Source organism: Streptomyces sp. NPDC005303 (genome assembly GCF_040607335.1).
Lineage (GTDB): Bacteria > Actinomycetota > Actinomycetes > Streptomycetales > Streptomycetaceae > Streptomyces.
This window is the reverse complement of record NZ_JBEXGM010000004.1, coordinates 244,532-266,086: the sequence shown is the minus strand read 5'-3', so window position 1 is coordinate 266,086 and position 21,555 is coordinate 244,532. Positions and strand designations below refer to the sequence as shown.

The window sequence follows — 21,555 nt, the reverse complement described above, 5'->3', positions numbered from 1 at the left end:
GATGGCCATGCCGCTGCGTCAGTCCATCAAGGTCGCTACATACTTGGCCGAACAGAAGCTCCGCAAGCGGGAGAAGTTCCCGTTGATCGTGGAGCTGGAGCCCCTCTTCGCGTGCAATCTCAAGTGCGAGGGTTGCGGCAAGATCCAGCATCCGGCGGGCGTGCTCAAGCAGCGCATGCCGGTGGCGCAGGCCGTCGGCGCGGTGCTGGAGTCGGGTGCGCCGATGGTGTCCATCGCCGGCGGCGAGCCGTTGATGCACCCTCAGATCGACGAGATCGTGCGGCAGTTGGTGGCGAAGAAGAAGTACGTCTTCCTCTGCACCAACGCCATGCTGCTGCGTAAGAAGATGGACAAGTTCAAGCCCTCCCCCTACTTCGCCTTCGCGGTGCACATCGACGGGCTGCGTGAGCGGCACGACGAGTCCGTGGCGAAGGAAGGTGTGTTCGACGAGGCCGTGGAGGCGATCAAGGAGGCCAAGAAGCGCGGCTTCCGGGTCACCACCAACTCGACCTTCTTCAACACCGACACCCCGCAGACCATCATCGAGGTGCTCAACTTCCTCAACGACGACCTCAAGGTCGACGAGATGATGATCTCGCCCGCCTACGCCTACGAGAAGGCACCCGACCAGGAGCATTTCCTGGGCGTGGAGCAGACCCGCGAGCTGTTCAAGAAGGCCTTCGCGGGCGGCAACCGCAAGAAGTGGCGGCTCAACCACTCCCCGCTCTTCCTGGACTTCCTGGAAGGCAAGGTCGACTTCCCGTGCACGGCCTGGGCGATCCCGAACTACTCCCTGTTCGGCTGGCAGCGCCCCTGCTACCTGATGAGCGACGGGTACGTGCCCACGTACCGCGAACTCATCGAGGAGACCGACTGGGACAAGTACGGCCGCGGCAAGGACCCGCGCTGCGCCAACTGCATGGCGCACTGCGGCTACGAGCCCACCGCCGTGCTCGCCACCATGGGATCCCTCAAGGAGTCGCTGCGCGCCATGCGCGAGACGGTCTCCGGAAACCGCGAGTAGCGCCATGACCGCCATTCCCTTGGGCGTCCCCGAGGTACCGGTCCGGCCGATCGCCGAGCGGCGCCTGTCGCGGCAGATCATGGTCGGCCCGGTGGCGGTCGGGGGCGGGGCCCCGGTGTCGGTCCAGTCGATGACGACGACCCGTACGTCCGACATCGGCGCCACGCTCCAGCAGATCGCCGAACTCACCGCGTCCGGCTGCCAGATCGTGCGTGTGGCCTGCCCCACGCAGGACGACGCGGACGCCCTCGCGACGATCGCCCGCAAGTCGCAGCTCCCGGTGATCGCGGACATCCACTTCCAGCCCAAGTACGTGTTCGCGGCGATCGAGGCCGGCTGTGCGGCCGTACGCGTCAATCCCGGGAACATCAAGCAGTTCGACGACAAGGTGAAGGAGATCGCGCGGGCCGCGAAGGATCACGGCACGCCGATCCGGATCGGGGTGAACGCCGGGTCGCTGGACCGCCGGCTGCTCCAGAAGTACGGGAAGGCGACTCCGGAGGCACTGGTCGAGTCGGCGCTGTGGGAGGCGTCGTTGTTCGAGGAGCACGGCTTCCGGGACATCAAGATCTCCGTCAAGCACAACGACCCCGTGGTGATGGTGGCCGCCTACCAGCAGCTCGCCGAGCAGTGCGACTACCCGCTGCACCTCGGGGTCACGGAAGCCGGGCCCGCCTTCCAGGGGACGATCAAGTCGGCGGTGGCCTTCGGAGCCCTGCTCAGCAGGGGGATCGGCGACACCATCCGGGTGTCCCTGTCCGCCCCGCCCGTCGAGGAGGTCAAGGTCGGCATCCAGATCCTTCAGGCGCTGAACCTGCGGCAACGCCGGCTGGAGATCGTCTCGTGCCCGTCCTGCGGGCGCGCGCAGGTCGACGTCTACAAGCTGGCCGAGGAGGTCACGGCGGGTCTCGACGGCATGGAAGTGCCTTTGCGGGTCGCGGTGATGGGATGTGTGGTCAACGGTCCCGGCGAAGCCCGGGAGGCGGACCTGGGGGTCGCCTCCGGCAACGGCAAGGGGCAGATCTTCGTGAAGGGAGAGGTCGTCAAGACCGTCCCGGAGTCGAAGATCGTGGAGACCCTCATCGAGGAGGCGATGAAGATCGCCGAACAGATGGAGCAGGACGGCGTCGCGGCGGGGGAGCCGGCCGTCACCGTGAGTTGAACAGCACGGACCGAAGGGGGCCCGAGCGTGACGATGCTGGAGAACATCCGGGGACCACGCGACCTGAAGGCGCTGTCCGAGTCGGATCTCAGTGAACTGTCCGAGGAGATCAGGGAGTTCCTGGTGCACGCGGTCGCCAGGACCGGTGGCCACCTCGGGCCCAACCTGGGGGTGGTGGAACTGTCCATCGCCCTGCACCGGGTCTTCGAGTCGCCGGTAGACCGCATCGTGTGGGACACCGGCCATCAGAGCTATGTGCACAAGATCCTGACGGGGCGGCAGGACTTCTCCAAACTGCGCGGCAAGGGCGGGCTGTCCGGCTACCCCTCGCGCGAGGAGTCCGAGCACGACATCGTCGAGAACAGCCACGCCTCCACCGCGCTCGGCTGGGCCGACGGGCTCGCCAAGGCCCGCCAGGTGCGCGGGGAGAGAGGACACGTCGTCGCGGTCATCGGCGACGGCGCGCTCACCGGCGGGATGGCCTGGGAGGCGCTGAACAACATCGCGGCCGCCAAGGACCGGCCGCTGATCATCGTCGTCAACGACAACGAGCGGTCGTACTCGCCGACCATCGGCGGCCTCGCCAACCACCTGGCGACCCTGCGCACGACCGACGGCTACGAGAAGGTGCTGGCCTGGGGGAAGGACGTACTGCTGAAGACCCCGCTGGTCGGCAACACCGTCTACGAGTCCCTGCACGGCGCGAAGAAGGGCTTCAAGGACGCCTTCGCACCGCAGGGCATGTTCGAGGACCTCGGGCTGAAGTACGTCGGCCCCATCGACGGACACGACATCGGCGCCGTCGAGTCGGCGCTGAGGCGGGCGAAGCGCTTCCACGGGCCGGTGCTCGTCCACTGCCTCACCGAGAAGGGGCGCGGTTACGAGCCCGCCCTCGCCCACGAGGAGGACCACTTCCACACCGTCGGTGTGATGGACCCCCTGACGTGCGAGCCGCTCGCCCCGTCCAACGGGCCTTCCTGGACCTCGGTGTTCGGCGACGAGATCGCCGCCATCGGGGCGGAGCGGGAGGACGTCGTGGCGATCACGGCGGCCATGCTGCACCCGGTGGGGCTGGGGAAGTTCGCGGCGCGTTTCCCCGACCGGGTGTGGGACGTCGGCATCGCCGAGCAGCACGCGGCGGTCTCCGCGGCCGGTCTCGCCACGGGTGGGCTGCACCCCGTCGTCGCCGTGTACGCCACCTTCCTGAACCGGGCTTTCGACCAGCTCCTGATGGACGTCGCCCTGCACCGGTGCGGGGTCACCTTCGTCCTGGACCGGGCCGGGGTCACGGGTGTCGACGGCGCCTCCCACAACGGCATGTGGGACATGTCGATCCTCCAGGTCGTGCCCGGACTGAGAATCGCCGCGCCCCGCGACGCCGACCAGCTGCGGGCGCAGTTGCGGGAGGCGGTCGCCGTGGACGACGCGCCGACGCTGGTGCGGTTCCCGAAGGAGTCGGTGGGCCCCTCGGTGCCGGCCATCGACCGGGTGGGGGGCCTGGACGTACTGCACCGCTCCCCGGACGTGCCGGATGTCCTTCTGGTCGCCGTCGGTGTCATGGCGCCCGTCTGCCTCCAGGCCGCCGAGCTGCTGGAGGCGCGGGGTATCAACTGCACGGTTGTGGACCCCCGTTGGGTCAAGCCCGTCGATCCCGCGCTGCCCGGCCTCGCGGCGGAACACCGGCTGGTGGCCGTCGTCGAGGACAACAGCCGGGCCGCCGGGGTGGGCGCGGCGGTGGCGCTGGCCCTCGGGGACGCCGAAGTCGACGTGCCCGTACGGCGGTTCGGGATTCCGGAGCAGTTCCTCGCGCACGCCAAACGGGGCGAGGTGCTCGCCGACATCGGCCTGACGCCGGTCGAGGTCGCCGGACGGATCAGCGCGAGCCTGGCCGTGAAGGCACAGGCCGAAGTCAAGGAGACGGCTGAATGACCACGGAGTTCGACCTCGGCAGACTCCTGGCCGAGCGCGGAGCCGAACGCTACGAGCTGCATGGCAGATACCTGAACCACCAGCTCCCGCGCATGCTGCACACCATCGGCTTCGACAAGGTCTACGAGCGCGGCGAGGGCGCCTACTTCTGGGATGCGGACGGCAACGACTACCTGGACATGCTCGCCGGGTTCGGGGTGATGGGCCTGGGCCGTCACCACCCCGTCGTCCGCAAGGCACTGCACGACGTCCTCGACGCCTCTCTCGCCGACCTCACCCGCTTCGACTGCCAGCCGCTGCCCGGGCTGCTGGCGGAGAAGCTGCTCACCTACAGCCCGCACCTGGACCGGGTGTTCTTCGGCAACAGCGGCACCGAGGCGGTGGAGACCGCGCTGAAGTTCGCCCGGTACGCCACCGGGAAGCCCCGCGTCCTGTACTGCGACCACGCCTTCCACGGACTGACCACCGGATCGCTGTCGGTCAACGGCGAGTCCGGCTTCCGGGACGGATTCGCGCCCCTGCTGCCCGACACCGCCGTACCCCTCGGCGATCTAGACGCCCTGGCCCGGGAGCTGAAGAAGGGCGATGTCGCCGCCCTGGTGGTCGAGCCGATCCAGGGCAAGGGAGTGCACGAGCCCCCGTCCGGGTATCTGCGGTCCGCGCAGGAGCTGCTGCGCAGGCACAAGGCGCTGCTCATCGCCGACGAGGTGCAGACCGGGCTCGGCCGGACCGGGGACTTCTACGCCTACCAGCACGAGGACGGGGTCGAGCCCGACCTGGTGTGCGTGGCCAAGGCGCTCTCCGGCGGCTATGTCCCGGTCGGCGCCACCCTCGGCAAGGACTGGATCTTCAAGAAGGTCTACTCGTCGATGGACCGGGTGCTGGTGCACTCGGCGAGCTTCGGATCCAACGCCCAGGCGATGGCGGCCGGGCTCGCCGTCCTGTCGGTCATGGAGAACGAGCAGATCGTCGCGAACGCCCGCGCCACCGGCGACCTGCTCAGGTCCCGGCTCGCGGCCCTGATCGACAAGTACGAGCTGCTCGCCGACGTGCGAGGCCGGGGCCTGATGATCGGCATCGAGTTCGGCAGGCCGAAGTCGCTGAAACTGCGCAGCCGCTGGACCATGCTCCAGGCCGCGCGCAAGGGCCTGTTCGCGCAGATGGTCGTCGTCCCCCTCCTGCAGCGGCACCGGATCCTCACCCAGGTCTCCGGCGATCACCTGGAGGTCATCAAGCTCATCCCGCCGCTCGTCGTCGGGGAGAAGGAGGTGGACCGGTTCGTGGACGCCTTCACCGACGTCATGGACGACGCGCACAGCGGTGGCGGGCTGATGTGGGACTTCGGAAAGACGCTGGTGAAGCAGGCGGTGGCCAACCGGTAACGGCCCCACCCGAGAGGTCTTTGCCTCTGAGGCAAGAAATTTGCCGCAGAGGCAAGTCTCCGGCTCAATGGAGATATGACCTCCCCGGAAGCCTTCCCGGAGCTGCCCTCGGTGGCTCCCCAGCTTCGCGCCCAGCGCCGTCGCGCCTCCCTCACCCTGGAGGCGGCGGCCGGTGCCGCGGGGCTGTCGCCCGCCCATCTCTCCCGGCTGGAGACCGGTCAGCGCCAGCCCTCGCTGCCGATGCTGCTCGCGCTGGCCCGTATCTACGGTACGACGGTCTCGGAACTTCTCGGTGAGACGGCCGTCGATCGGGACGCGGTGGTCCGCGCCGCCGACATGGAACCGACCGAGGCGGGCGGCTGGACCTACTTCCAGGCGGGCGCGGCCGGCCGTGGGATGCAGGCCCTGCGCGTGCAGGTGCCGCACGGCTCCCAGGGCGACATCGTGCGCGTGCATCCCGGCGAGGAATGGCTGTATGTCCTCAAGGGGCGGCTCAGGCTCCGCCTCGGGGACACCACGCACCGGCTCGGCCCGGGCGACAGCGCGCACTTCGACTCGCTGACCCCGCACCGCATCGCCGCCCAGGATCCCGACGGCGTCGAGCTCCTGTTCGTCCACACCCTGTTGCAGAGCCCCACGGCCACGCTGTGCCTGGGCCCCATCCCTGGAGAGATGCCATGAGTGACATGGAGGAGAAGTTCCCCCGCGCCCTGTGGGTGCGCCTGATCATCTACCTCGCGGTCGGCCACGTCTTCGCGGCCTTCATCTACTTCCTCTTCGAGGTGGGAGCCGGGCAGTAGCGGCCGTACGCCTCAGTCGAGCAGCCGCTCCCGCAGCCGCTCACGGATCTCGGGCGTCAGGCCGAGGCCCTCCTCCAGATACGTCTCCACGCTGCCCCACGTCTCCTCGATGGTCTCGAAGGCCGCCGTCAGATACTCCGCGCGCGCCTCGAACAGCGGGCTGAGCAACTCCATGACCTCGGGGGAGTAGGCGTCGGCGGTGGTGCTGGTGCGGCGGACCTTGTAGCGGCGGTGCTTGGCGTTCGACTCCAGGTAGTCGGCGACGATCGCCTCGCGCTCCACTCCCAGCGCGAGCAGGGTCACGGCGATGGACAGCCCCGCGCGGTCCTTGCCGGCCGCGCAGTGCATGAGGGCGGGCACGCTGTCCCCGGCGAGGGAGCGCAGCACCTCGGCGTGCTCGGCGGTGCGCTCCTTGACCATGGTGCGGTAGGAGTTGGTCATGCGCTCCGCGGCCTTGCCGTCACCGAGGAGCTCGCGCAGTTGCTCTATGTCGCCGTCCCGGACCATCTTCCAGAACCAGGTGCCCTCCGCCGGGTCGCTCAGCGGCAGGTTCACGTTGGTGACGCCCGGCAGGTCGATGTCGGGGCCCTCCAGCTTCTGGTCCGCCGCGTTGCGGAAGTCGAAGATCGTGTGCAGGCCCAGGGAGGACAGGAAGGCCGCGTCCTCCTCGGTCGCGTGCGCGAGGTGACCGCTGCGGAACAGCACTCCGTACCGCACCCGCCGTCCGTCCGCCGTCGGCAGTCCGCCCACATCGCGGAAGTTGCGGACACCTGACAGTTCGGGTTCGGTCGACGGGATCTGCTGCGTCACGGGGGCTCCTCCCAGCCGGGCTCCGCCGACGCGGCTCGTCGGCGGGGCGCGCTCTCGACGATACGACATGGATTCCTGGGGCAATGAGTTGTCCACAGGGCCGGCAATGACTTGTCCACAGCCGTTGCAGCCAGGGCCGTCGGCCGTTGATGATGTTGGGGCCTGAGTGCACCTGTTGGCACCTGTTCGGATCTGTGAGGAACGCCATGCTGGAGATCGCCGAGAACGGCCGTACGTGGATTCTGTCCGGGCCGACCAGCAGTTACGCCCTGCACCTCACCGCCGAGGACGAGCTGCTGCACCTGCACTGGGGTCCGAGGATCGCCCTGGCCGACGCCGAGGCCCTCGCCGTCCGTCCGCTGCCCGAGTACTGGCCCTTCGAGTCCCCGCTCGACGGACGCGAGGAGTACCCCGTCGAGGGCGGTCCCCGCTTCACCCGCCCCGCCCTGTCCGTGCGCACGGACGAGCGGCGCGGCACCGAGTGGAGCTTCGAGGTGTACGACACCGAGGGGGACGAGCTGCGGCTGCGGTTCCGTGACGGCGGGCTGTCCATCACGCTGCACTACCGGATGCGCGACGACATCCTGGAGCGCTGGGTGACCCTGGACAACCAGGGCCCGGCGCCGGTCGAGCTGCTGCGCGCCGACTCCGCCACCTGGACCCTGCCCGACCGCGAGGACGACTGGCGGTTGTCCCAGCTGCACGGCCGCTGGGCCGCCGAGTCCCTGCTCACCCGGACCCCGCTCACCTACGGCGAGAAGGTCATCGGCAGCCGCCGCGGCCACACCGGGCACCAGCATTTGCCGTGGGTCGCGCTCGACACCGACGCCACCGAGGAGCGGGGCGAGGTCTACGGCGTCGCTCTCGGCTGGTCGGGGTCCTGGCGGATCGCCGTGGCACAACTGCCCGACGCGCGCGTGCAGATCACCGGCGGCGCCGGGTACGACGACTCGGGCCTGCTCCGGCTGGCGGCCGGCGAGTCCTTCACGACGCCCGTCTTCGCCGGTCTCTGGAGCGACGGCGGCTTCGGCGGCGCGAGCCGCGCCTGGCACGCCTACCAGCGGGCGTACGTCATCCCGGACGCCGACCAGGACCGGCCCGTGCTGTTCAACTCCTGGGAGGCCACGAACTTCGACATCTCCGAGGAGCAGCAGGGCACCCTCGCCCGGCGGGCCGCGGCGATCGGCGTCGAGCTGTTCGTGGTCGACGACGGCTGGTTCGGTGCCCGCACCAGCGACCGGGCCGGGCTCGGCGACTGGGCGCCCAACCCCGACCGCTTCCCCTCCGGTCTCAAGCCGCTCGCCGACTGCGTACGCGCGCTCGGCATGCAGTTCGGTATCTGGGTCGAGCCGGAGATGATCAACCCTGACAGCGAGCTGTACCGCGCCCACCCGGACTGGGTGCAGTACCAAACGGGTCGAAAGCGGACGGAGTTCCGCAACCAGCTCGTACTGAACCTCGCACGTGAGGACGTCCAGGAGTACTTGTGGGAGCAGCTCGACACCCTGCTCTCCTCGGCCCCGATCGACTATGTGAAGTGGGACTTCAACCGCTGCTTCACGGACGCGGGCTGGCCCGGCGAGTCCTATCCGCAGCGCCTGTGGGTCGACCACGTACGCGGCTTCTACGCCCTGCTGGACCGGTTGCGGGAGGCTCACCCGGGCGTGGCCTTCGAGTCCTGCTCGGGGGGCGGCGGCCGGATCGACCTCGGGGTGCTGAGCCGCACCGACCAGGTGTGGACCTCGGACAACACCGACCCGCTCGACCGGCTCGCCATCCAGGACGGCTTCAGTCAGATCCATCCCGCGCGCGTGATGGCCGCCTGGGTCACCGACAGCCCGAACACCCAGCTCAACGGCCGGGTGAGCTCGTTGCGGTTCCGGTTCGTGAGCGCGATGGCAGGGGTGCTGGGGGTCGGCGGGGACCTCTCGGAGTGGACCGAGGACGAGCTCGCCGAAGCCGGTCGCTGGGTGGGGCTCTACAAGGAGATCCGGCCCCTGGTGCAGCGCGGTGACCTCTATCGGCTGCGGCCTCCGCGGGGCGGGCTGAGCGCGGTGCAGTACGTCCTCGGGGACGAGACCGTGGTCCTGGCCTGGCTTCAGGCGCAGAAGTACGGCGAGCCCGTCCCCTCGCTGCGGCTGCGGGGGCTCGACCCCACGGCATCGTATGAATGCCCCGAAACGGGTGAAATTCACCGCGGAGTCGTATTGCTGCATCACGGACTTCGTACCGGTTTGCGAGGAGACCTTGATGCGACGGTTATCCGGCTGCGTCGCATCTAGGGCTTCTGTCCGAATTGACGGCTTCCCTCCGGCTCCGCCCGGGATGAGAATTCCTGTGAATTCGTGACGTGAGGAGCGTCATATCCGTGACGGTGCGTCGCCCGTCATGTTCACGTAATTCACAGGCTCTTCAAGGGGATTTGGGTGGGTGAAGGACGTCCGATTCACGCAGGGTGACCGGTAATTCTCATACCGGATCAAGAGAAACGCATATACAGGCAACCTCTCACTTGTCCCTTTGCGTCCTGCTCGTTTACGTTCACCACCGATCCGGTCGGACGCCCAATCCTGCCGCCGAACGGATTCCCCACACTCACCCACCCGTGCAAGGCAGGAGCGGGGGACCCACAGGTATTACCGCCTGTTCCGGTCTCCGGAACGGCTTGGGGTTTAGTCGCGTCTCGACGCGGCCGGGCATCTCCAGCCCGCACCCGACAGCTCACCTCGCAGGCGCCGGAGAGGAATTCGTCATGCCCGCGAAGGGTAAGCACCGCCGCCCGAAGTCCCAGCGCTTCGCCCGCTCGATCGCCGTCGCCGGAACCGGAGGCGCCGCGCTGGCCCTCCCGCTCATGGGGGCCACCGGCGCTCACGCCGCCACCCCTCAGTCCGTGTCGGAAAAGGCGGTTCAGTCGCTGCCGGTCACGCAGAAGTCCGCCGAAAAGACGGCAGCCGAGAAGAGCACGGCGAAGACCTCGACCGTGCGCATCTATTCGGTGCGGGTCGGCGACTATCTCTCGAAGATCGCTGACGAACAGCACGTCAGCGGTGGCTGGAAGAAGCTCTACGCCGACAATCGTGCGGCCGTCGGCGACGACCCGTCGCTGATACACCCGGGCCTGAAGCTCTCGATCGGCAAGAAGGCCAAGGCGAGCACGGTGAAGACCGGGTCCTCGTCGCCGGCGAAGGCCAAGAAGGCGGAGCCGAAGAAGTCGTCCTCGAAGTCGACGGCCGCAGTCCAGAGCTCCGACACGACCAGCAGCTCCAGTGGCTACACCCTCCCGGTCAGCGGTGCCACCATCGGAACCGGCTACCGCGTCGCGGGCAGCATGTGGGCCAGCGGCTACCACACCGGTGTCGACTTCGTCGTCCCGACCGGCACCTCGCTCAAGGCAGTGGCCGCGGGCACGGTCGTCTCCGCGGGCTGGGGCGGTGCGTACGGAAACCAGGTCGTCATCAAGCTGAACGACGGCTACTACGCGCAGTACGCCCACCTGTCCCAGCTCTCCGTCTCGGCCGGCCAGACCGTGACCGAGGGGCAGCAGATCGGCCTCTCCGGCGCGACGGGCAATGTGACCGGCCCGCACCTGCACTTCGAGATCCGCACCACGCCGGACTACGGCTCCGACGTGGACCCGGTCGCCTACCTCCGCTCGAAGGGCGTCGCCGTCGGCTGACCCGACGTCTCCTGTGCCACCGAAGGCCGGACCCCGATCCCCGGGTCCGGCCTTCGGTGTTTCCGCAGGAACACGAGATGGCCAGTGCCTTCATGATCACTGCGTTGCGTTCTTGTGGCGGGCGTGCTCAGAGCGTCGACAGGTGGGGGAAGGGCGGGGCACAGTGAACTCCGTAGCTGCGCAAGCGCTTTCTACGGCCTTTGGAGTTCAGCCCTTCACGGAAGGAACCGTCCGTCATGACGACCACGCGTAGAGCCTTCGGAGCCCTCGCGGCCGGCGCCGCCCTGGCCGCCCTCGCCCCCGCGGCCGACGCGAGCGCCTCGCCCCGCCACCGCCGTCTCATCGCTCACGACGACTTCCGCCACGGCCTTCACCGCTGGGCGGTCGAACTGGAGCAGGGCGGCACGGTCACCGCGCGGCACGGGGTCCTGGAGGTCGACGTGCCCGCCGGGGCGACGATCTGGTTCAGGCAGCCGCTCGAAGGGCCGTACGTCCTGGAGTACACCGCGACGCCGGTGTCGGCAGGTGGGGTCAACGACCGGGTGTCCGACCTGAACAACTTCTGGAACGCGGTCGACGTCCGGTCCCCCGACGACCTCTTCGCCGTCCGCCGGGGCGGGGCGCTCGCGGAGTACGACTACCTGAAGACGTATTACTCCGGCTACGGAGCCAACTACAACACCACGACACGGCTGCGCCGATACGTGGGAGAACCCGGTGTGCGGCCGCTGATCTACGACTACACCGAACCGCTGCTCGTAGCCGGCGAGCCGAACCGGGTGCGGATCGTCTCCGACGGTTCCACGGTGCAGTGGTGGGACAACGGGCGCCTGGTCTTCGACCACACCGACCCGGAGCCTTACCGGAGTGGGCACTTCGCGTTCCGGACCACATGGAGCCACTTCCGGATCAGTGACTTCCGGGTGTGGCGACCGCAGCGTCAACACTCCTGACGAGAAGGCTATTCCTAGTTTGGCCAACACTTTAGGAGTGGCTTATCTCACCGCCCGTCAAGCTCTTCCTACGGTCGCGTAGGTCACATTCGAAGGTGAATCATGAACGGCTGTGGCAGACGATTCGAAGAATGACAGCAGCTCAGTGATCGGGTCGTACGTGGCGGTGGGGGACAGCTTCACCGAGGGCGTCGGCGACCCCGGCCCTGACGGGGCGTTCGTCGGCTGGGCCGACCGGTTCGCGGTACTTCTCGCGGACCGCCGGCCCGAGGGCGACTTCAGGTACAGCAATCTCGCCGTACGCGGGAAGCTGCTCGACCAGATCGTCGAGGACCAGCTCCCGCAGGCCGTCGAACTGGCACCGGACCTGGTGTCGTTCTGCGCCGGCGGCAACGACATCATCCGGCCCGGTACCGACCCCGACGAGGTCGCCGAACGCTTCGAACGGGCCATCGCCCGGCTCACGCAGGCGTGCGGCACGGTCATGGTGACGACCGGCTTCGACACCCGTGGTGTGCCCGTGCTCAAGCATCTGCGCGGCAAGATCGCCACGTACAACGGACATGTGCGGGCCGTCGCCGACCGGTACGGGTGCCCGGTGCTCGATCTGTGGTCCCTGAAGACCGTGCAGGACCGGCGGGCCTGGGACAGCGACCGGCTGCACCTCTCCCCTGAGGGGCACACGCGTGTGGCGCTCCGTGCGGGACAGGTGCTGGGCCTGGGGGTGCCGGCGGATCCGGACCAGCCCTGGCCGCCGCTTCCCCCTCGCGGACCGCTGGACGTACGGCGGGACGATGTCCACTGGGCTCGCGAGTATCTGGTGCCGTGGATCGGGCGTCGACTGCGGGGCGAGTCCTCCGGGGACCATGTGACGGCCAAGGGTGTGCTGTCGCCGGACGACATCAAGACGCGGATCGCCAAGGTGGCTTGAGCCGGGGCGGGGTCCCGGGGCCGGTCGGGGCGGGTTTCGTCCGGCGTCCTCGGTCGGGTCGTCCACCTGGGCGACCCGGCTCGGGTGCCGCCGCTAGGCGGGCCTCGCGCCGTCCAGCCCGAGTTCCCGCGCCAGCGCCTCGTCCACCCACTCCTGCGCCCGCGACCTGGCCACCGCGCCCGCGTAGGACGTCAGTTGGACCGCCAGGCCGTCCAGGAGGGCGGTGAGGCGCAGTGCGGTGGTCTCCGGGTCCGGGCAGCGGAACTCGCCCGCTGCCACGCCTTCGGCGATCACCTCTGCGAGCGCCGCCTTCCACCGTCTGTCGAGGTCGCGGGTGACCTCTCGGAGGGCCGGCTCGCGCAGGGCCACCGCCCAGCCCTCGATCCACAGGCGCCAGCCCTTGGCCTGGCCCGTCGGCGCGTACCAGCGCACGGCGGACCTGAGCCGGCGCAAGGCGCTGGTACGGCGGCCGAGGAGCTTGCGCAGCTGGGCCAGGTCGTCCTCGGCGGCGTAGGTGAACGCGGCGGCGACGAGTTTCTCCTTCGTGGAGAAGTGATAGAGCACCAGGGCGTTGCTCACCCCCAGCGCCGAGGCCACGTCGGCGATCCTGACGGCCGCCACGCCCCGCGCCTCGATCTGCTCGATGGCGGCCCGCAGCAGCTCCTCGCGCCGCTCGGCCACCGTCAATCGCACTCTCGCCACGAGGTCACCCTAATCCGTCGACCTGCAGGGCACCGACCGACGGGGGCGAGGTCAGCGGTACCAGCCGAACCGCTCCGCGATCACCGGCAACCGGTCCGCGACCAGCGCGTGCGCGGCGGCACGCGGCGAGGTGCCGTCCGCCTCCGCGCGCGCCAGCAACTGCTCGACCAGGGCGCGCATGGAACGTCGTATGTGCGCGAAGGCCGCGTCCGCGTCCGAGCCGATGTCGCCGAACAGGGTCCACCACCACCAGGCGTTCGTCCCGGAGTTGACCACCACGTCGGGCAGTACGGTCACCCCGCGCGCGGCCAGCAGTGCCTCCGCCGCGGGCAGGACGGGCATGTTGGCCGCCTCGACGATCCAACGGGCCCGGATCCGCTCCTGGTTGCCGGTGTCGATCGCGTACGAGACCGCCGCGGGCACGAGTACCTCCGCGTCGAGCGACAGCCAGGCCTCACCGGGCAGTTCGCGGTCGGAGGGGCGCAGGGCGGAACGGTCCACGGTGCCGTGGGCGTCCCGGGCGGCCAGCAGCGCCTCGACGTCGAGCCCCGCCGGATTGAAGATCGTGCCCTTGATGTCGGCCACGGCCACGACCGCGAGCCCCGCGCGCGTGAGGAAGCGCGCCGTGGCCCCGCCCATGGTGCCGAGCCCCTGTACGGCCACCCGCGTGCCCGAGTACGGCACTCCGGCCGCGTCCAGGGCCGCGAGCGCCGACTCGGCCACCCCGCAGCCCCCCGCCAGCTCGTCGAGTCCGATGCCGTCCACCTTCACGGCGAACGCGTCCGCGAGCCGCCGCCGGGCCGCGGCCTCGTCGTCGAGGAGCGGATAGACCGCCTGGATCGAGGAGACCAGACCGGCCTCCGCGGCCGCCCGCTCCACCAGGTCCTGGCTGAGCCCGAGGTCCTCGCCGGTCGTCCAGCAGCTCTCGACGTACGGCCGCATGGCGCGCAGGTAGCGCACGAGCAGGCCGTACGCCTCAGGGTCCCGGGGGTCGCAGTCGATGCCGCCCTTGGCGCCGCCCAGCGGGATGTACCGCGCCTGGGGGTCGTAGTGCAGGGCCTCCTTCATGGTCATCCCGCGGGCGAGCCCGGTGACCTCCTCCAGCGTGCAGCCCGGGCGCATACGCAGGCCGCCGCTGGCGACACCCCGTACCAGCCGGTCGACGACCAGGAACCCCTGGCGGCCGGTGAGGTGGTCGGTCCAGGTGAGCGACAGCAGGGGGGTGGTCACACGGGCTCCGGTGCGGTGGGACGGCTACTGAACGGGGGGTCAGTATTGGCATCCGGGTACGCCCTGTCAACGTGATCCGCCGCTACGGCGTCCTCACCGGTGTGACCGGACAGACCCCGGCACTGTCACAGGGGCGGACCATAATGGATGCCTCAGCCACCCCACCTGGAGGTACCGTGACCGGCTTCCGTCCCCTGAGCTCCGGGCTCCGTGCGCTGCAGCCCGCGGCCTTCGGTGCGGACCCGAGCGGCGAGCGCATGGCGCGTATCCGCAGATCCCCCCACTTCGAGAACGGTGTCTTCCAGAATCCCGGCGGAACCGCCCGGACCCGGCCCGAAGGGTCGGCGATGGAGTTCGCCAAGACGTTCTTCGACAGCGACGGCCGAAAGCAGCGGGCTCCACAAGGCCGGATCCCGGTGCATGCCACGACGCTCGCCGACCTCTCCAAGCCTCCTGCCACCGGGCTGCGGCTGACCTGGATGGGACACTCCAGCGTGCTCGCCGAGATAGACGGGCGAAGGGTGCTGTTCGACCCCGTGTGGGGTGAGCGGTGCTCCCCGTTCCCCTTCGCCGGGCCCAAGCGGCTGCACCCAGTGCCCCTGCCGATCGCCGCGCTCGGGCCGGTCGACGTGATCGTCATCTCCCACGATCACTACGACCACCTGGACATGCCCACGATCAAGGCACTGGCCGGGACGGACACCGTCTTCGCCGTGCCGCTCGGGGTGGGGGCCCACCTCGAGCACTGGGGAGTGTCCGCGGACCGGCTGCGTGAGCTGGACTGGCACGAGTCGACCCAGGTCGCCGGGCTGACGCTGACGGCCACTCCGGCCCGGCACTTCTGCGGACGTGGGCTGCGGAACACCCAGCACACGCTGTGGGCCTCCTGGGTCGTCTCCAGCGGCGAGCACCGGATCTACCACAGCGGTGACACCGGGTACTTCGACGGGTTCAAGGACATCGGCGCGGCCTTCGGGCCCTTCGACGCCACGATGATCCAGCTCGGCGCCTACTCGGAGTTCTGGCCCGACATCCACATGACCCCCGAACAGGCTGTGCGGTCCCACCTGGACCTGCAGGGAGGCAGTCCGGGCGGGGTGCTGCTGCCGATCCACTGGGGGACGTTCAACCTCGCGACGCACGCGTGGGCGGAGCCGGGGGAGTGGACGAAGGACGCTGCCGAGGAGGCCGGCCAGGCGGTGGCGTTCCCGCGGCCGGGTGAGCCGTTCGAGCCGGCGGGGAAGCTGCCGGCGGAGGCGTGGTGGCGGGCGGTGTCCCAGCCGATCGCGCATCCGTGGCGCCGTCCCCGGATCGTCGAGGGTGCGGCCGGATCGAGCAAGGGAGACCTCGACCTCGCGGGTGAGCGGTGACGTCGGTCGGGGACGAGCTCGGGGGGATGATCCGGGTGCTCGGCCGTCTCCGGCGGAGGGGCTGGATCGTCTGCTGCTGACGGTGGGCGGGGCTCTGTGGAGAGCGTGCAATCGCCGCGCGGCGATTGCACGCTCTTGCCGTCCCGAGACGGCTCGTCCCGAGTGGTCGGCAGACTGCGCTGGTGGAGCTGTCCCGGTCATCGACCGTTTGGTCCATGACTGCGAGCGCGCGATGGAACTCTTTGATTTCGCATTCGGAGTCGAGATGTACAAGCCCGCGGCGAAACGCCGTTGGGGCTATTTCGCGCTTCCGATTCTTTTCCGCGCCGCCTGTTGGGAAAGCTCGATGCGTTCGCGGACCGGAAGAGGGGCGTCCTCCGGGTGAATGCCGTCCACGAGGATGAGGCTTTCACGAAGGAGATGGCGGCAGCCGTCCATGAGGTGGACGAATTCGCTGAACGGCTCGACCTGGATGATCCGCGCCGGGAAGGTGCCGACCAGGCTCATCCTCACCTGTGAACGGTGGGTCGTCGGCGAGGCGAGGTGATCCGCGAAGGGCGCAGCACGTCGCGCGGCGGAACATCGCCTGCGCGTTCGCGGGACCGCCTGTGGTCGACGCCCTTGCCGCGGTGCGTGCGACACCGACGTCTGCCTTCGACACCCTCAGTGACAATGCGGGAGGGTCAGGCCAAGGCTCTGGAGGGGTGTGGGTGGGCCCGCCCTGCTCCGGGAGCAGGCCGACGCGGTGACCGCGGTGCGTGGGTGACGCGAGCCCCGGGTGGTCGTCTGTGACCGCTTCTGAGCAGGGGTGATCGGCGTTCACCCGTTCGGGGGCGCCAGGTCGTTCGGCTTGTCGGTCTGTCGTGCGAGTCCTCATACCAGAGCGGGACGCTCCGCGGGGGAGTTTGTCAACTGCCGCTCGCACATGATGCCTTGGCGACTACTGTGAGTGTCCGCCGGGCGACGACGGGTTGAAGTCTGCGGTTCTCTCGACCGGTACGCCATGACGCATGCCCACGGCACACAGCCGCGGTACGGGGAGGAGGGAGGCGACGCGCCGGTGACCGACGACCATGCCGCCGCGCGAGCCGCGCGGCAACCCACCCCGAAGCCGGTCGGGGCACGTGCCGGAGCCCGCCGACCCGGGCCGGCCGGCCCGGAGCTCTCCGGCCAACAGGACCGACGGACCACTACAAGGACACCGATGTCTCACCTCCGCGCACCGGCCGCACGCGCAGACCGCCGTGAGGGCGGGCGGCACGGGCGGCCGGTCGCCCGCCCCACCCCCTCGCTGCCTGAGACGCACATACGGCCGCAACTGCTGCGGCTGGCCGTGCTCCCGCCGATCGCGGTCGCCCTCAGCGGCTGCGCGGCCGTCCTGTTCACGGTTCGCTCCACCGGCGCACAACCCGGCCTCATCCTGTGGGGTGTCCTGGCCGGCGCGGTCTCGGTGACCCTCGCGGCCGTCCTCATCGCCGCCGTGGCGGCCGACCGCGCCGCGAAAACGGTGAGCGACCGCGTTGTGGCGTTGCGCCGCAGCAGCGCGCGCCGCGAGGCCGACCTGCGGGCCCTGGTCGAGGGCCTGCGCCGCGGGGAGGTTCCGCAGCGGCGCAGCCCGCACAGCGGCCCGCCCGACGACGCCGACGACTTCGAACTGCTCGCCGCCGACCTGGCCCGCGCCCACGACGGGGCCGTCACCGCCGTGGTCCAGGCCGCCCAGCTCTCCAGCCAGGCCGGCAGCGAACAGAAACTGGAGGTCTTCGTCAACCTGGCGCGGCGCCTTCAGTCGCTCGTGCATCGCGAGATCTCGATCCTCGACGAGCTGGAGAACGAGATCGAGGACCCCGACCTGCTCAAGGGCCTCTTCCACGTCGACCACCTCGCCACCCGGATCCGCCGGCACGCCGAGAACCTCGCCGTCCTCGGTGGAGCCGTCTCGCGTCGGCAGTGGAGCAACCCCGTCTCCATGACCGAGGTACTGCGCTCCGCCATCGCCGAGGTCGAGCAGTACTCGCGGGTCAAGCTCGTGCCGCCGATCGACGGCACGCTGCGCGGACACGCCGTCGCCGACGTCATCCATCTGCTGGCCGAACTGGTCGAGAACGCCACGGTGTTCTCGGCGCCGCACACCCAAGTGCTGCTGCGCGCCAACCTCGTCACCTCCGGGCTCGCGGTCGAGGTGGAGGACCGCGGGCTCGGCATGCCGGTCGCCGAACAGCACCGGATGAACGCCCTGTTGGCGGACCCGGACCAGGTCAACGTCGCGAGTCTGCTGGCGGACGGGCGCATCGGACTGTTCGTGGTCTCGCAGCTCGCGAAGCGGCACGGCATCCACGTCCGGCTCCAGACCAACATCTACGGCGGCGTCCAGGCCGTCCTCGTGGTGCCGCAGGTACTGCTGGGTTCGGCGCCGGGAGCGGTCGGGGCGCACGCGCCGGAAGCCGTGGGGACGGGCGGGGCCGTCGGGACCGCCCCGCAGGGTCCGGGCCATCCGCGGTCCGGGCAGGAGGCACGGCACCGGGGAGCGCCCGGGGAGCCGCCTCCCGGCGCCGACCCGCAGCGGCGGGAATTCCACGGTGCGGAGGCCGGTCTCAACGGCAGTACGGCGCCGTCGGCGAAGAGCGGCGCAGCGGTGCCGCACGGCGCCCGGCACGGGCGAAGTGGCCGTGGGCCGGGACTGAACGGAAGTGGAAGCGCGACGCGTGATGGCGTATCCGTCGGCGACGGGGGTGCGACGGATGGTGGCGGGGCCGTGTCGAGCGGTGGGGAGCGTGGGCCGGGCGGCAGCGATCCTCTGTCCGGCGGTGACGGGCGCTTCTTGAACGGCGGCTCGGTGGCACCGGGCAGCGGTGGGAGCGTCCCTCAAGAGGTCGGCCGCTTGCCGGGTGACGGCGGGCCCCATGGGGCAGACGGCACTCCCCTGGACGGTCCCGGAGGCGTGGCGGGTGGCGAAGGCCCGGTGTCCGGCGGTGGATCCCGGCCGGGTGGCGGCGGAGCCCCTCTGGATGGCGGCCCGGGTGGACCGGGTGGCGGTGGCCCGATGCCTGGCGGGGACCCCCTGTCGAGTGGCAGCGGGTCCTCGATGAACGGTGGCTCGGCCGTATCGAGTGCCGCCGGGCCAGGGCGCGTGATGGGCGGGCCCGCTTCCGGCGGAAGCCGGCCTGCGGCCGGTGGCAAGGGAACGGTGGCCGATGGGCAGCTTGGTGGTGGAGCCGGACCGAACGGTGGTGGAGCGCACTCCGGGCGTCCCGCGCCGCTGCCCGTGCGCGGGGCCCGCGGGGCGCGACCCACTCCCGCCGACGCCGTGCCCGGGATCAGGCCCGACGACCGGAGGCTGGTCGCCGAGCACGTGGTCGCTCCGCCCACCCCCCGTACCGGAACCGTGCGCGGCACCATGGGCAAGCCCCAACTGCCCAGGCGGCGCGCCCAGGAGCACATCGCACCCCAGCTGCGCGGCGGACCGGCGCCACGGCAGGACGCCGAGTACGTCGCCGGCCACGACCCGGGGCTGATGGCGGCCTTCCAGCGTGGGATCAGCCTCGCCGAGGCCCAGCAACACCTGGAGCGGGAGCACGGTGAACCGACCAGGCCGTTGCCGTTGCCGTCGCCGCGCAGGGAGGCCGACTACCTGGACTCGGAGCACACAGAGTCCACCCCCATGAGCCCGGCCTCCGTGGAGGACACCCCCATGGGGCCCGCCCTCGTGGACTCGGCCCACATGGGCCCTGGCGACATGGGCCCCGGCGACACGGGTACGGCCCACCCGGACCCGGACCCGGCCACAACGGGCCGTACGCATACGGACACCGCCTACACAGGTACGGCCACCCCCGACACCGGCTCATCGGCATTCGCCCCTCTGGAGCCTCGCCCCGCCCCCTCCCCGGATCCGTCGGCCTCCTTCGGCTTCGAGAGCAGCCTCCACATCGACCTCGAGGCGAGCCACACGGACGGCACCCCCACGGCCGACGCCGCCGCCATCGACGTAACCCCCATGGAGCGGCCCCATATATCCGAGTCGCAAGGCCTCGGTCACCACCGCACCACCCCCCGGCACGACGGGAGCGCACCCGCCGGATGACCACCCCCGCGTTCACCCCACCCCCCAGCGCTCCCGCAGACCTTCGTACCTCAAGGAGTCGATCCACCATGGCGAGCGAAGCGCCGACCGGCCATGTATCCGATCTCGACTGGCTGATGAGCGGCCTCGTGCAGCGCGTGCCGCACACCAGCAGTGCGGTCCTGCTGTCCTGCGACGGGCTCGTGAAGTCGGTCCACGGCCTCGACGGGGACAGCGCCGACCACATGGCGGCCCTGGCCTCCGGGCTGTACTCCCTCGGCCGCAGCGCGGGGGTCCGCTTCGGCGACGGCGGAGAAGTCCGCCAGGTCGTCGTCGAACTCGACTCGACGCTGCTGTTCGTGACCACCGCGGGCTCCGGCACCTGTCTCGCCGTGCTCGCCGGCCGCGAGGCCGACGCGGCGGTGCTCGGCTACGAGATGGCGATGCTCGTCAAGAGCGTGCGCCCCTACCTGGTGACCGCGCCCCGGCAGCACGCCGTCGAATCCCCGGCGATGAGGCCTTGAGCGTGGCGGCGGTCGGCGACGGGCCCTGGCTCGACGACGCGGCCGGGCGGCTGGTGCGGCCCTTCACGGTCAGCAACGGCCGCACCCGGCCGTCCATCGCGTTCGACCTCCTGTCGCACGTGATGGCCACCGGTGCCACCCCCATCGGCTACCTCGGCCCCGAGCACGCGCAGGCGCTCGACCTGTGCCGCGCGCCCGTCTCGGTCGCCGAGGTCGCCGCCCATCTCAAGCTGCCGGCGGTGGTCACCAAGGTACTGCTGTCCGACCTCGTCGACTGCGGGGCGCTGACCACCAAGCCCCCCGAGTTCACCCACAACCCGACTGACCGGGCTCTTCTGGAGGCAGTGCTCGATGGACTACGACGACAGCTCTGATCCCTTCCCCACCGCACTGAAGATCCTGGTGGCGGGAGGGTTCGGGGTAGGCAAGACCACCTTCGTGGGCGCGGTCAGCGAGATCGCCCCGCTCAGCACGGAGGAACTGCTCACCACGGTCAGCGCCGCGACCGACAGTCTCGACGGCATCGAGAACAAGGTCGAGACGACGGTGGCCATGGACTTCGGAAGGATCACCCTCGACCCGGAACACGTCCTGTACCTGTTCGGCACGCCCGGCCAGGAACGGTTCTGGTTCATGTGGGACGAACTCTCCGAGGGCGCGCTCGGCGCGGTGATCCTCGCGGACACCCGCAGACTGGAGGACTGCTTCGCCGCCGTCGACTTCTTCGAGCAGCGCGGTCTCGGATTCATCGTCGCGATCAACGAGTTCGACGGGGGGTACCGCTACGACCCCGAGGAGGTCCGCGCCGCCATCGACCTCCCGCCGGAGATCCCGATCGTGCGCTGCGACGCCCGGATCTCCAGCTCCGGGGTGCAGACCCTGCTCACCCTCGTACGGCATCTCATCGCCCATAGCCCGGCGCCCGCGCCGAGCCACGGCGCCCACATGTGACGCCCAAACACACCGCTACGGAGCCGCATATGACCGACGTCCACAGCGACG

General features: G+C 70.1%; 19 protein-coding genes and 1 riboswitch. Of the genes, 15 read left to right on the top strand and 4 right to left on the bottom strand.

What is annotated here, in order from left to right; all coding sequences use genetic code 11:
• Position 1: 1 nt before the first annotated feature.
• The 6 genes from hpnH to ABZT93_RS09385 all read left to right on the top strand — a co-directional run bounded on the left by hpnH (position 2) and on the right by ABZT93_RS09385 (position 6,297).
• Positions 2-1,024, top strand: coding sequence for an adenosyl-hopene transferase HpnH (gene hpnH, locus ABZT93_RS09410; protein ID WP_007386169.1), 1,023 nt, complete (start codon positions 2-4; stop codon positions 1,022-1,024).
• 4 nt (positions 1,025-1,028) lie between these two features.
• The gene (ispG, locus tag ABZT93_RS09405) at positions 1,029-2,186 is read left to right on the top strand and encodes a flavodoxin-dependent (E)-4-hydroxy-3-methylbut-2-enyl-diphosphate synthase (RefSeq protein ID WP_356101230.1); all 1,158 of its coding nucleotides are present in this window, start codon (positions 1,029-1,031) and stop codon (positions 2,184-2,186) included.
• A 27-nt stretch (positions 2,187-2,213) separates the two neighbouring features.
• Positions 2,214-4,115 carry a 1-deoxy-D-xylulose-5-phosphate synthase gene (gene dxs, locus ABZT93_RS09400; RefSeq protein ID WP_356101227.1) on the top strand — a complete coding sequence of 634 codons (1,902 nt, stop codon included), beginning with the start codon at positions 2,214-2,216 and terminating at the stop codon, positions 4,113-4,115.
• Complete coding sequence (locus tag ABZT93_RS09395) at positions 4,112-5,497, top strand: aspartate aminotransferase family protein (RefSeq protein ID WP_356101224.1); 1,386 nt, start codon at positions 4,112-4,114, stop codon at positions 5,495-5,497. The genes dxs and ABZT93_RS09395 overlap by 4 nt, the downstream gene beginning before the upstream one ends.
• Before the next feature lie 75 nt (positions 5,498-5,572).
• Positions 5,573-6,178 carry an XRE family transcriptional regulator gene (locus ABZT93_RS09390; protein WP_356101222.1) on the top strand — a complete coding sequence of 202 codons (606 nt, stop codon included), beginning with the start codon at positions 5,573-5,575 and terminating at the stop codon, positions 6,176-6,178.
• Positions 6,175-6,297, top strand: coding sequence for a DUF6126 family protein (locus ABZT93_RS09385; RefSeq protein WP_037716072.1), 123 nt, complete (start codon positions 6,175-6,177; stop codon positions 6,295-6,297). Before ABZT93_RS09390 ends, ABZT93_RS09385 begins: the two co-directional genes overlap by 4 nt.
• Before the next feature lie 12 nt (positions 6,298-6,309).
• Here ABZT93_RS09385 and ABZT93_RS09380 read toward each other — a convergent pair whose 3' ends face one another.
• Positions 6,310-7,107 (bottom strand): tyrosine-protein phosphatase, encoded by a 798-nt coding sequence (locus tag ABZT93_RS09380; RefSeq protein ID WP_356101219.1) that lies wholly within the window; start codon positions 7,105-7,107, stop codon positions 6,310-6,312.
• Between the two features lie 206 nt (positions 7,108-7,313).
• Between ABZT93_RS09380 and ABZT93_RS09375 the strand changes: the two genes are divergently transcribed.
• From ABZT93_RS09375 to ABZT93_RS09360, 4 genes are all read left to right on the top strand, one after another.
• Positions 7,314-9,389 (top strand): alpha-galactosidase, encoded by a 2,076-nt coding sequence (locus tag ABZT93_RS09375; protein ID WP_356101216.1) that lies wholly within the window; start codon positions 7,314-7,316, stop codon positions 9,387-9,389.
• A 304-nt stretch (positions 9,390-9,693) separates the two neighbouring features.
• Positions 9,694-9,855, top strand: a riboswitch (cyclic di-AMP (ydaO/yuaA leader).
• 4 nt (positions 9,856-9,859) lie between these two features.
• On the top strand, positions 9,860-10,783 hold the full coding sequence (locus ABZT93_RS09370; RefSeq protein WP_356101213.1) for a peptidoglycan DD-metalloendopeptidase family protein: 924 nt from the start codon (positions 9,860-9,862) through the stop codon (positions 10,781-10,783).
• Positions 10,784-11,019: 236 nt separating this feature from the next.
• Positions 11,020-11,736, top strand: a complete 717-nt coding sequence (locus tag ABZT93_RS09365) for a DUF6250 domain-containing protein (protein ID WP_356101210.1) — start codon at positions 11,020-11,022, stop codon at positions 11,734-11,736.
• Between the two features lie 145 nt (positions 11,737-11,881).
• The gene (locus ABZT93_RS09360; protein ID WP_356101478.1) at positions 11,882-12,667 is read left to right on the top strand and encodes an SGNH/GDSL hydrolase family protein; all 786 of its coding nucleotides are present in this window, start codon (positions 11,882-11,884) and stop codon (positions 12,665-12,667) included.
• A 93-nt stretch (positions 12,668-12,760) separates the two neighbouring features.
• On the opposite strand, the gene ABZT93_RS09355 is transcribed toward ABZT93_RS09360, so the two are convergent.
• Both ABZT93_RS09355 and ABZT93_RS09350 read right to left on the bottom strand, forming a co-directional pair.
• The gene (locus tag ABZT93_RS09355) at positions 12,761-13,369 is read right to left on the bottom strand and encodes a TetR/AcrR family transcriptional regulator (protein WP_356101208.1); all 609 of its coding nucleotides are present in this window, start codon (positions 13,367-13,369) and stop codon (positions 12,761-12,763) included.
• 51 nt (positions 13,370-13,420) lie between these two features.
• A complete protein-coding gene (locus tag ABZT93_RS09350; protein ID WP_356101205.1) occupies positions 13,421-14,599 on the bottom strand; it encodes a Glu/Leu/Phe/Val dehydrogenase dimerization domain-containing protein in 1,179 nt (392 codons plus the stop codon).
• Positions 14,600-14,775: 176 nt separating this feature from the next.
• On the opposite strand from ABZT93_RS09350, the gene ABZT93_RS09345 reads away from it, so the two are divergent.
• Positions 14,776-15,969 carry an MBL fold metallo-hydrolase gene (locus ABZT93_RS09345; RefSeq protein ID WP_356101203.1) on the top strand — a complete coding sequence of 398 codons (1,194 nt, stop codon included), beginning with the start codon at positions 14,776-14,778 and terminating at the stop codon, positions 15,967-15,969.
• A 297-nt stretch (positions 15,970-16,266) separates the two neighbouring features.
• Here ABZT93_RS09345 and ABZT93_RS09340 read toward each other — a convergent pair whose 3' ends face one another.
• Positions 16,267-16,482, bottom strand: a complete 216-nt coding sequence (locus ABZT93_RS09340) for a hypothetical protein (protein ID WP_356101200.1) — start codon at positions 16,480-16,482, stop codon at positions 16,267-16,269.
• A 691-nt stretch (positions 16,483-17,173) separates the two neighbouring features.
• Here ABZT93_RS09340 and ABZT93_RS09335 point away from each other — a divergent pair.
• The 4 genes from ABZT93_RS09335 (at position 17,174) to ABZT93_RS09320 (ending at position 21,504) form a co-directional block, all read left to right on the top strand.
• A complete protein-coding gene (locus ABZT93_RS09335; RefSeq protein ID WP_356101197.1) occupies positions 17,174-20,050 on the top strand; it encodes an ATP-binding protein in 2,877 nt (958 codons plus the stop codon).
• A gap of 68 nt (positions 20,051-20,118) precedes the next feature.
• Positions 20,119-20,553 (top strand): roadblock/LC7 domain-containing protein, encoded by a 435-nt coding sequence (locus ABZT93_RS09330; protein ID WP_057610220.1) that lies wholly within the window; start codon positions 20,119-20,121, stop codon positions 20,551-20,553.
• Between the two features lie 2 nt (positions 20,554-20,555).
• On the top strand, positions 20,556-20,927 hold the full coding sequence (locus ABZT93_RS09325) for a DUF742 domain-containing protein (protein WP_031052041.1): 372 nt from the start codon (positions 20,556-20,558) through the stop codon (positions 20,925-20,927).
• A complete protein-coding gene (locus ABZT93_RS09320) occupies positions 20,905-21,504 on the top strand; it encodes an ATP/GTP-binding protein (RefSeq protein WP_007386183.1) in 600 nt (199 codons plus the stop codon). The genes ABZT93_RS09325 and ABZT93_RS09320 overlap by 23 nt, the downstream gene beginning before the upstream one ends.
• The last annotated feature ends 51 nt before the right edge of the window (positions 21,505-21,555 follow it).

Excerpts from the sequence above, each read along its gene's own strand:
- ABZT93_RS09320 (WP_007386183.1), top strand. The coding sequence starts at position 20,905 with ATGGACTACGACGACAGCTCTGATCCCTTCCCCACCGCACTGAAGATC.
- ABZT93_RS09370 (WP_356101213.1), top strand. The coding sequence starts at position 9,860 with ATGCCCGCGAAGGGTAAGCACCGCCGCCCGAAGTCCCAGCGCTTCGCC.
- ABZT93_RS09385 (WP_037716072.1), top strand. The coding sequence starts at position 6,175 with ATGAGTGACATGGAGGAGAAGTTCCCCCGCGCCCTGTGGGTGCGCCTG.
- ABZT93_RS09390 (WP_356101222.1), top strand. The coding sequence starts at position 5,573 with ATGACCTCCCCGGAAGCCTTCCCGGAGCTGCCCTCGGTGGCTCCCCAG.
- ABZT93_RS09365 (WP_356101210.1), top strand. The coding sequence starts at position 11,020 with ATGACGACCACGCGTAGAGCCTTCGGAGCCCTCGCGGCCGGCGCCGCC.
- ABZT93_RS09330 (WP_057610220.1), top strand. The coding sequence starts at position 20,119 with ATGGCGAGCGAAGCGCCGACCGGCCATGTATCCGATCTCGACTGGCTG.
- ABZT93_RS09395 (WP_356101224.1), top strand. The coding sequence starts at position 4,112 with ATGACCACGGAGTTCGACCTCGGCAGACTCCTGGCCGAGCGCGGAGCC.
- ABZT93_RS09375 (WP_356101216.1), top strand. The coding sequence starts at position 7,314 with ATGCTGGAGATCGCCGAGAACGGCCGTACGTGGATTCTGTCCGGGCCG.
- hpnH (WP_007386169.1), top strand. The coding sequence starts at position 2 with ATGGCCATGCCGCTGCGTCAGTCCATCAAGGTCGCTACATACTTGGCC.
- ispG (WP_356101230.1), top strand. The coding sequence starts at position 1,029 with ATGACCGCCATTCCCTTGGGCGTCCCCGAGGTACCGGTCCGGCCGATC.
- ABZT93_RS09335 (WP_356101197.1), top strand. The coding sequence starts at position 17,174 with ATGTCTCACCTCCGCGCACCGGCCGCACGCGCAGACCGCCGTGAGGGC.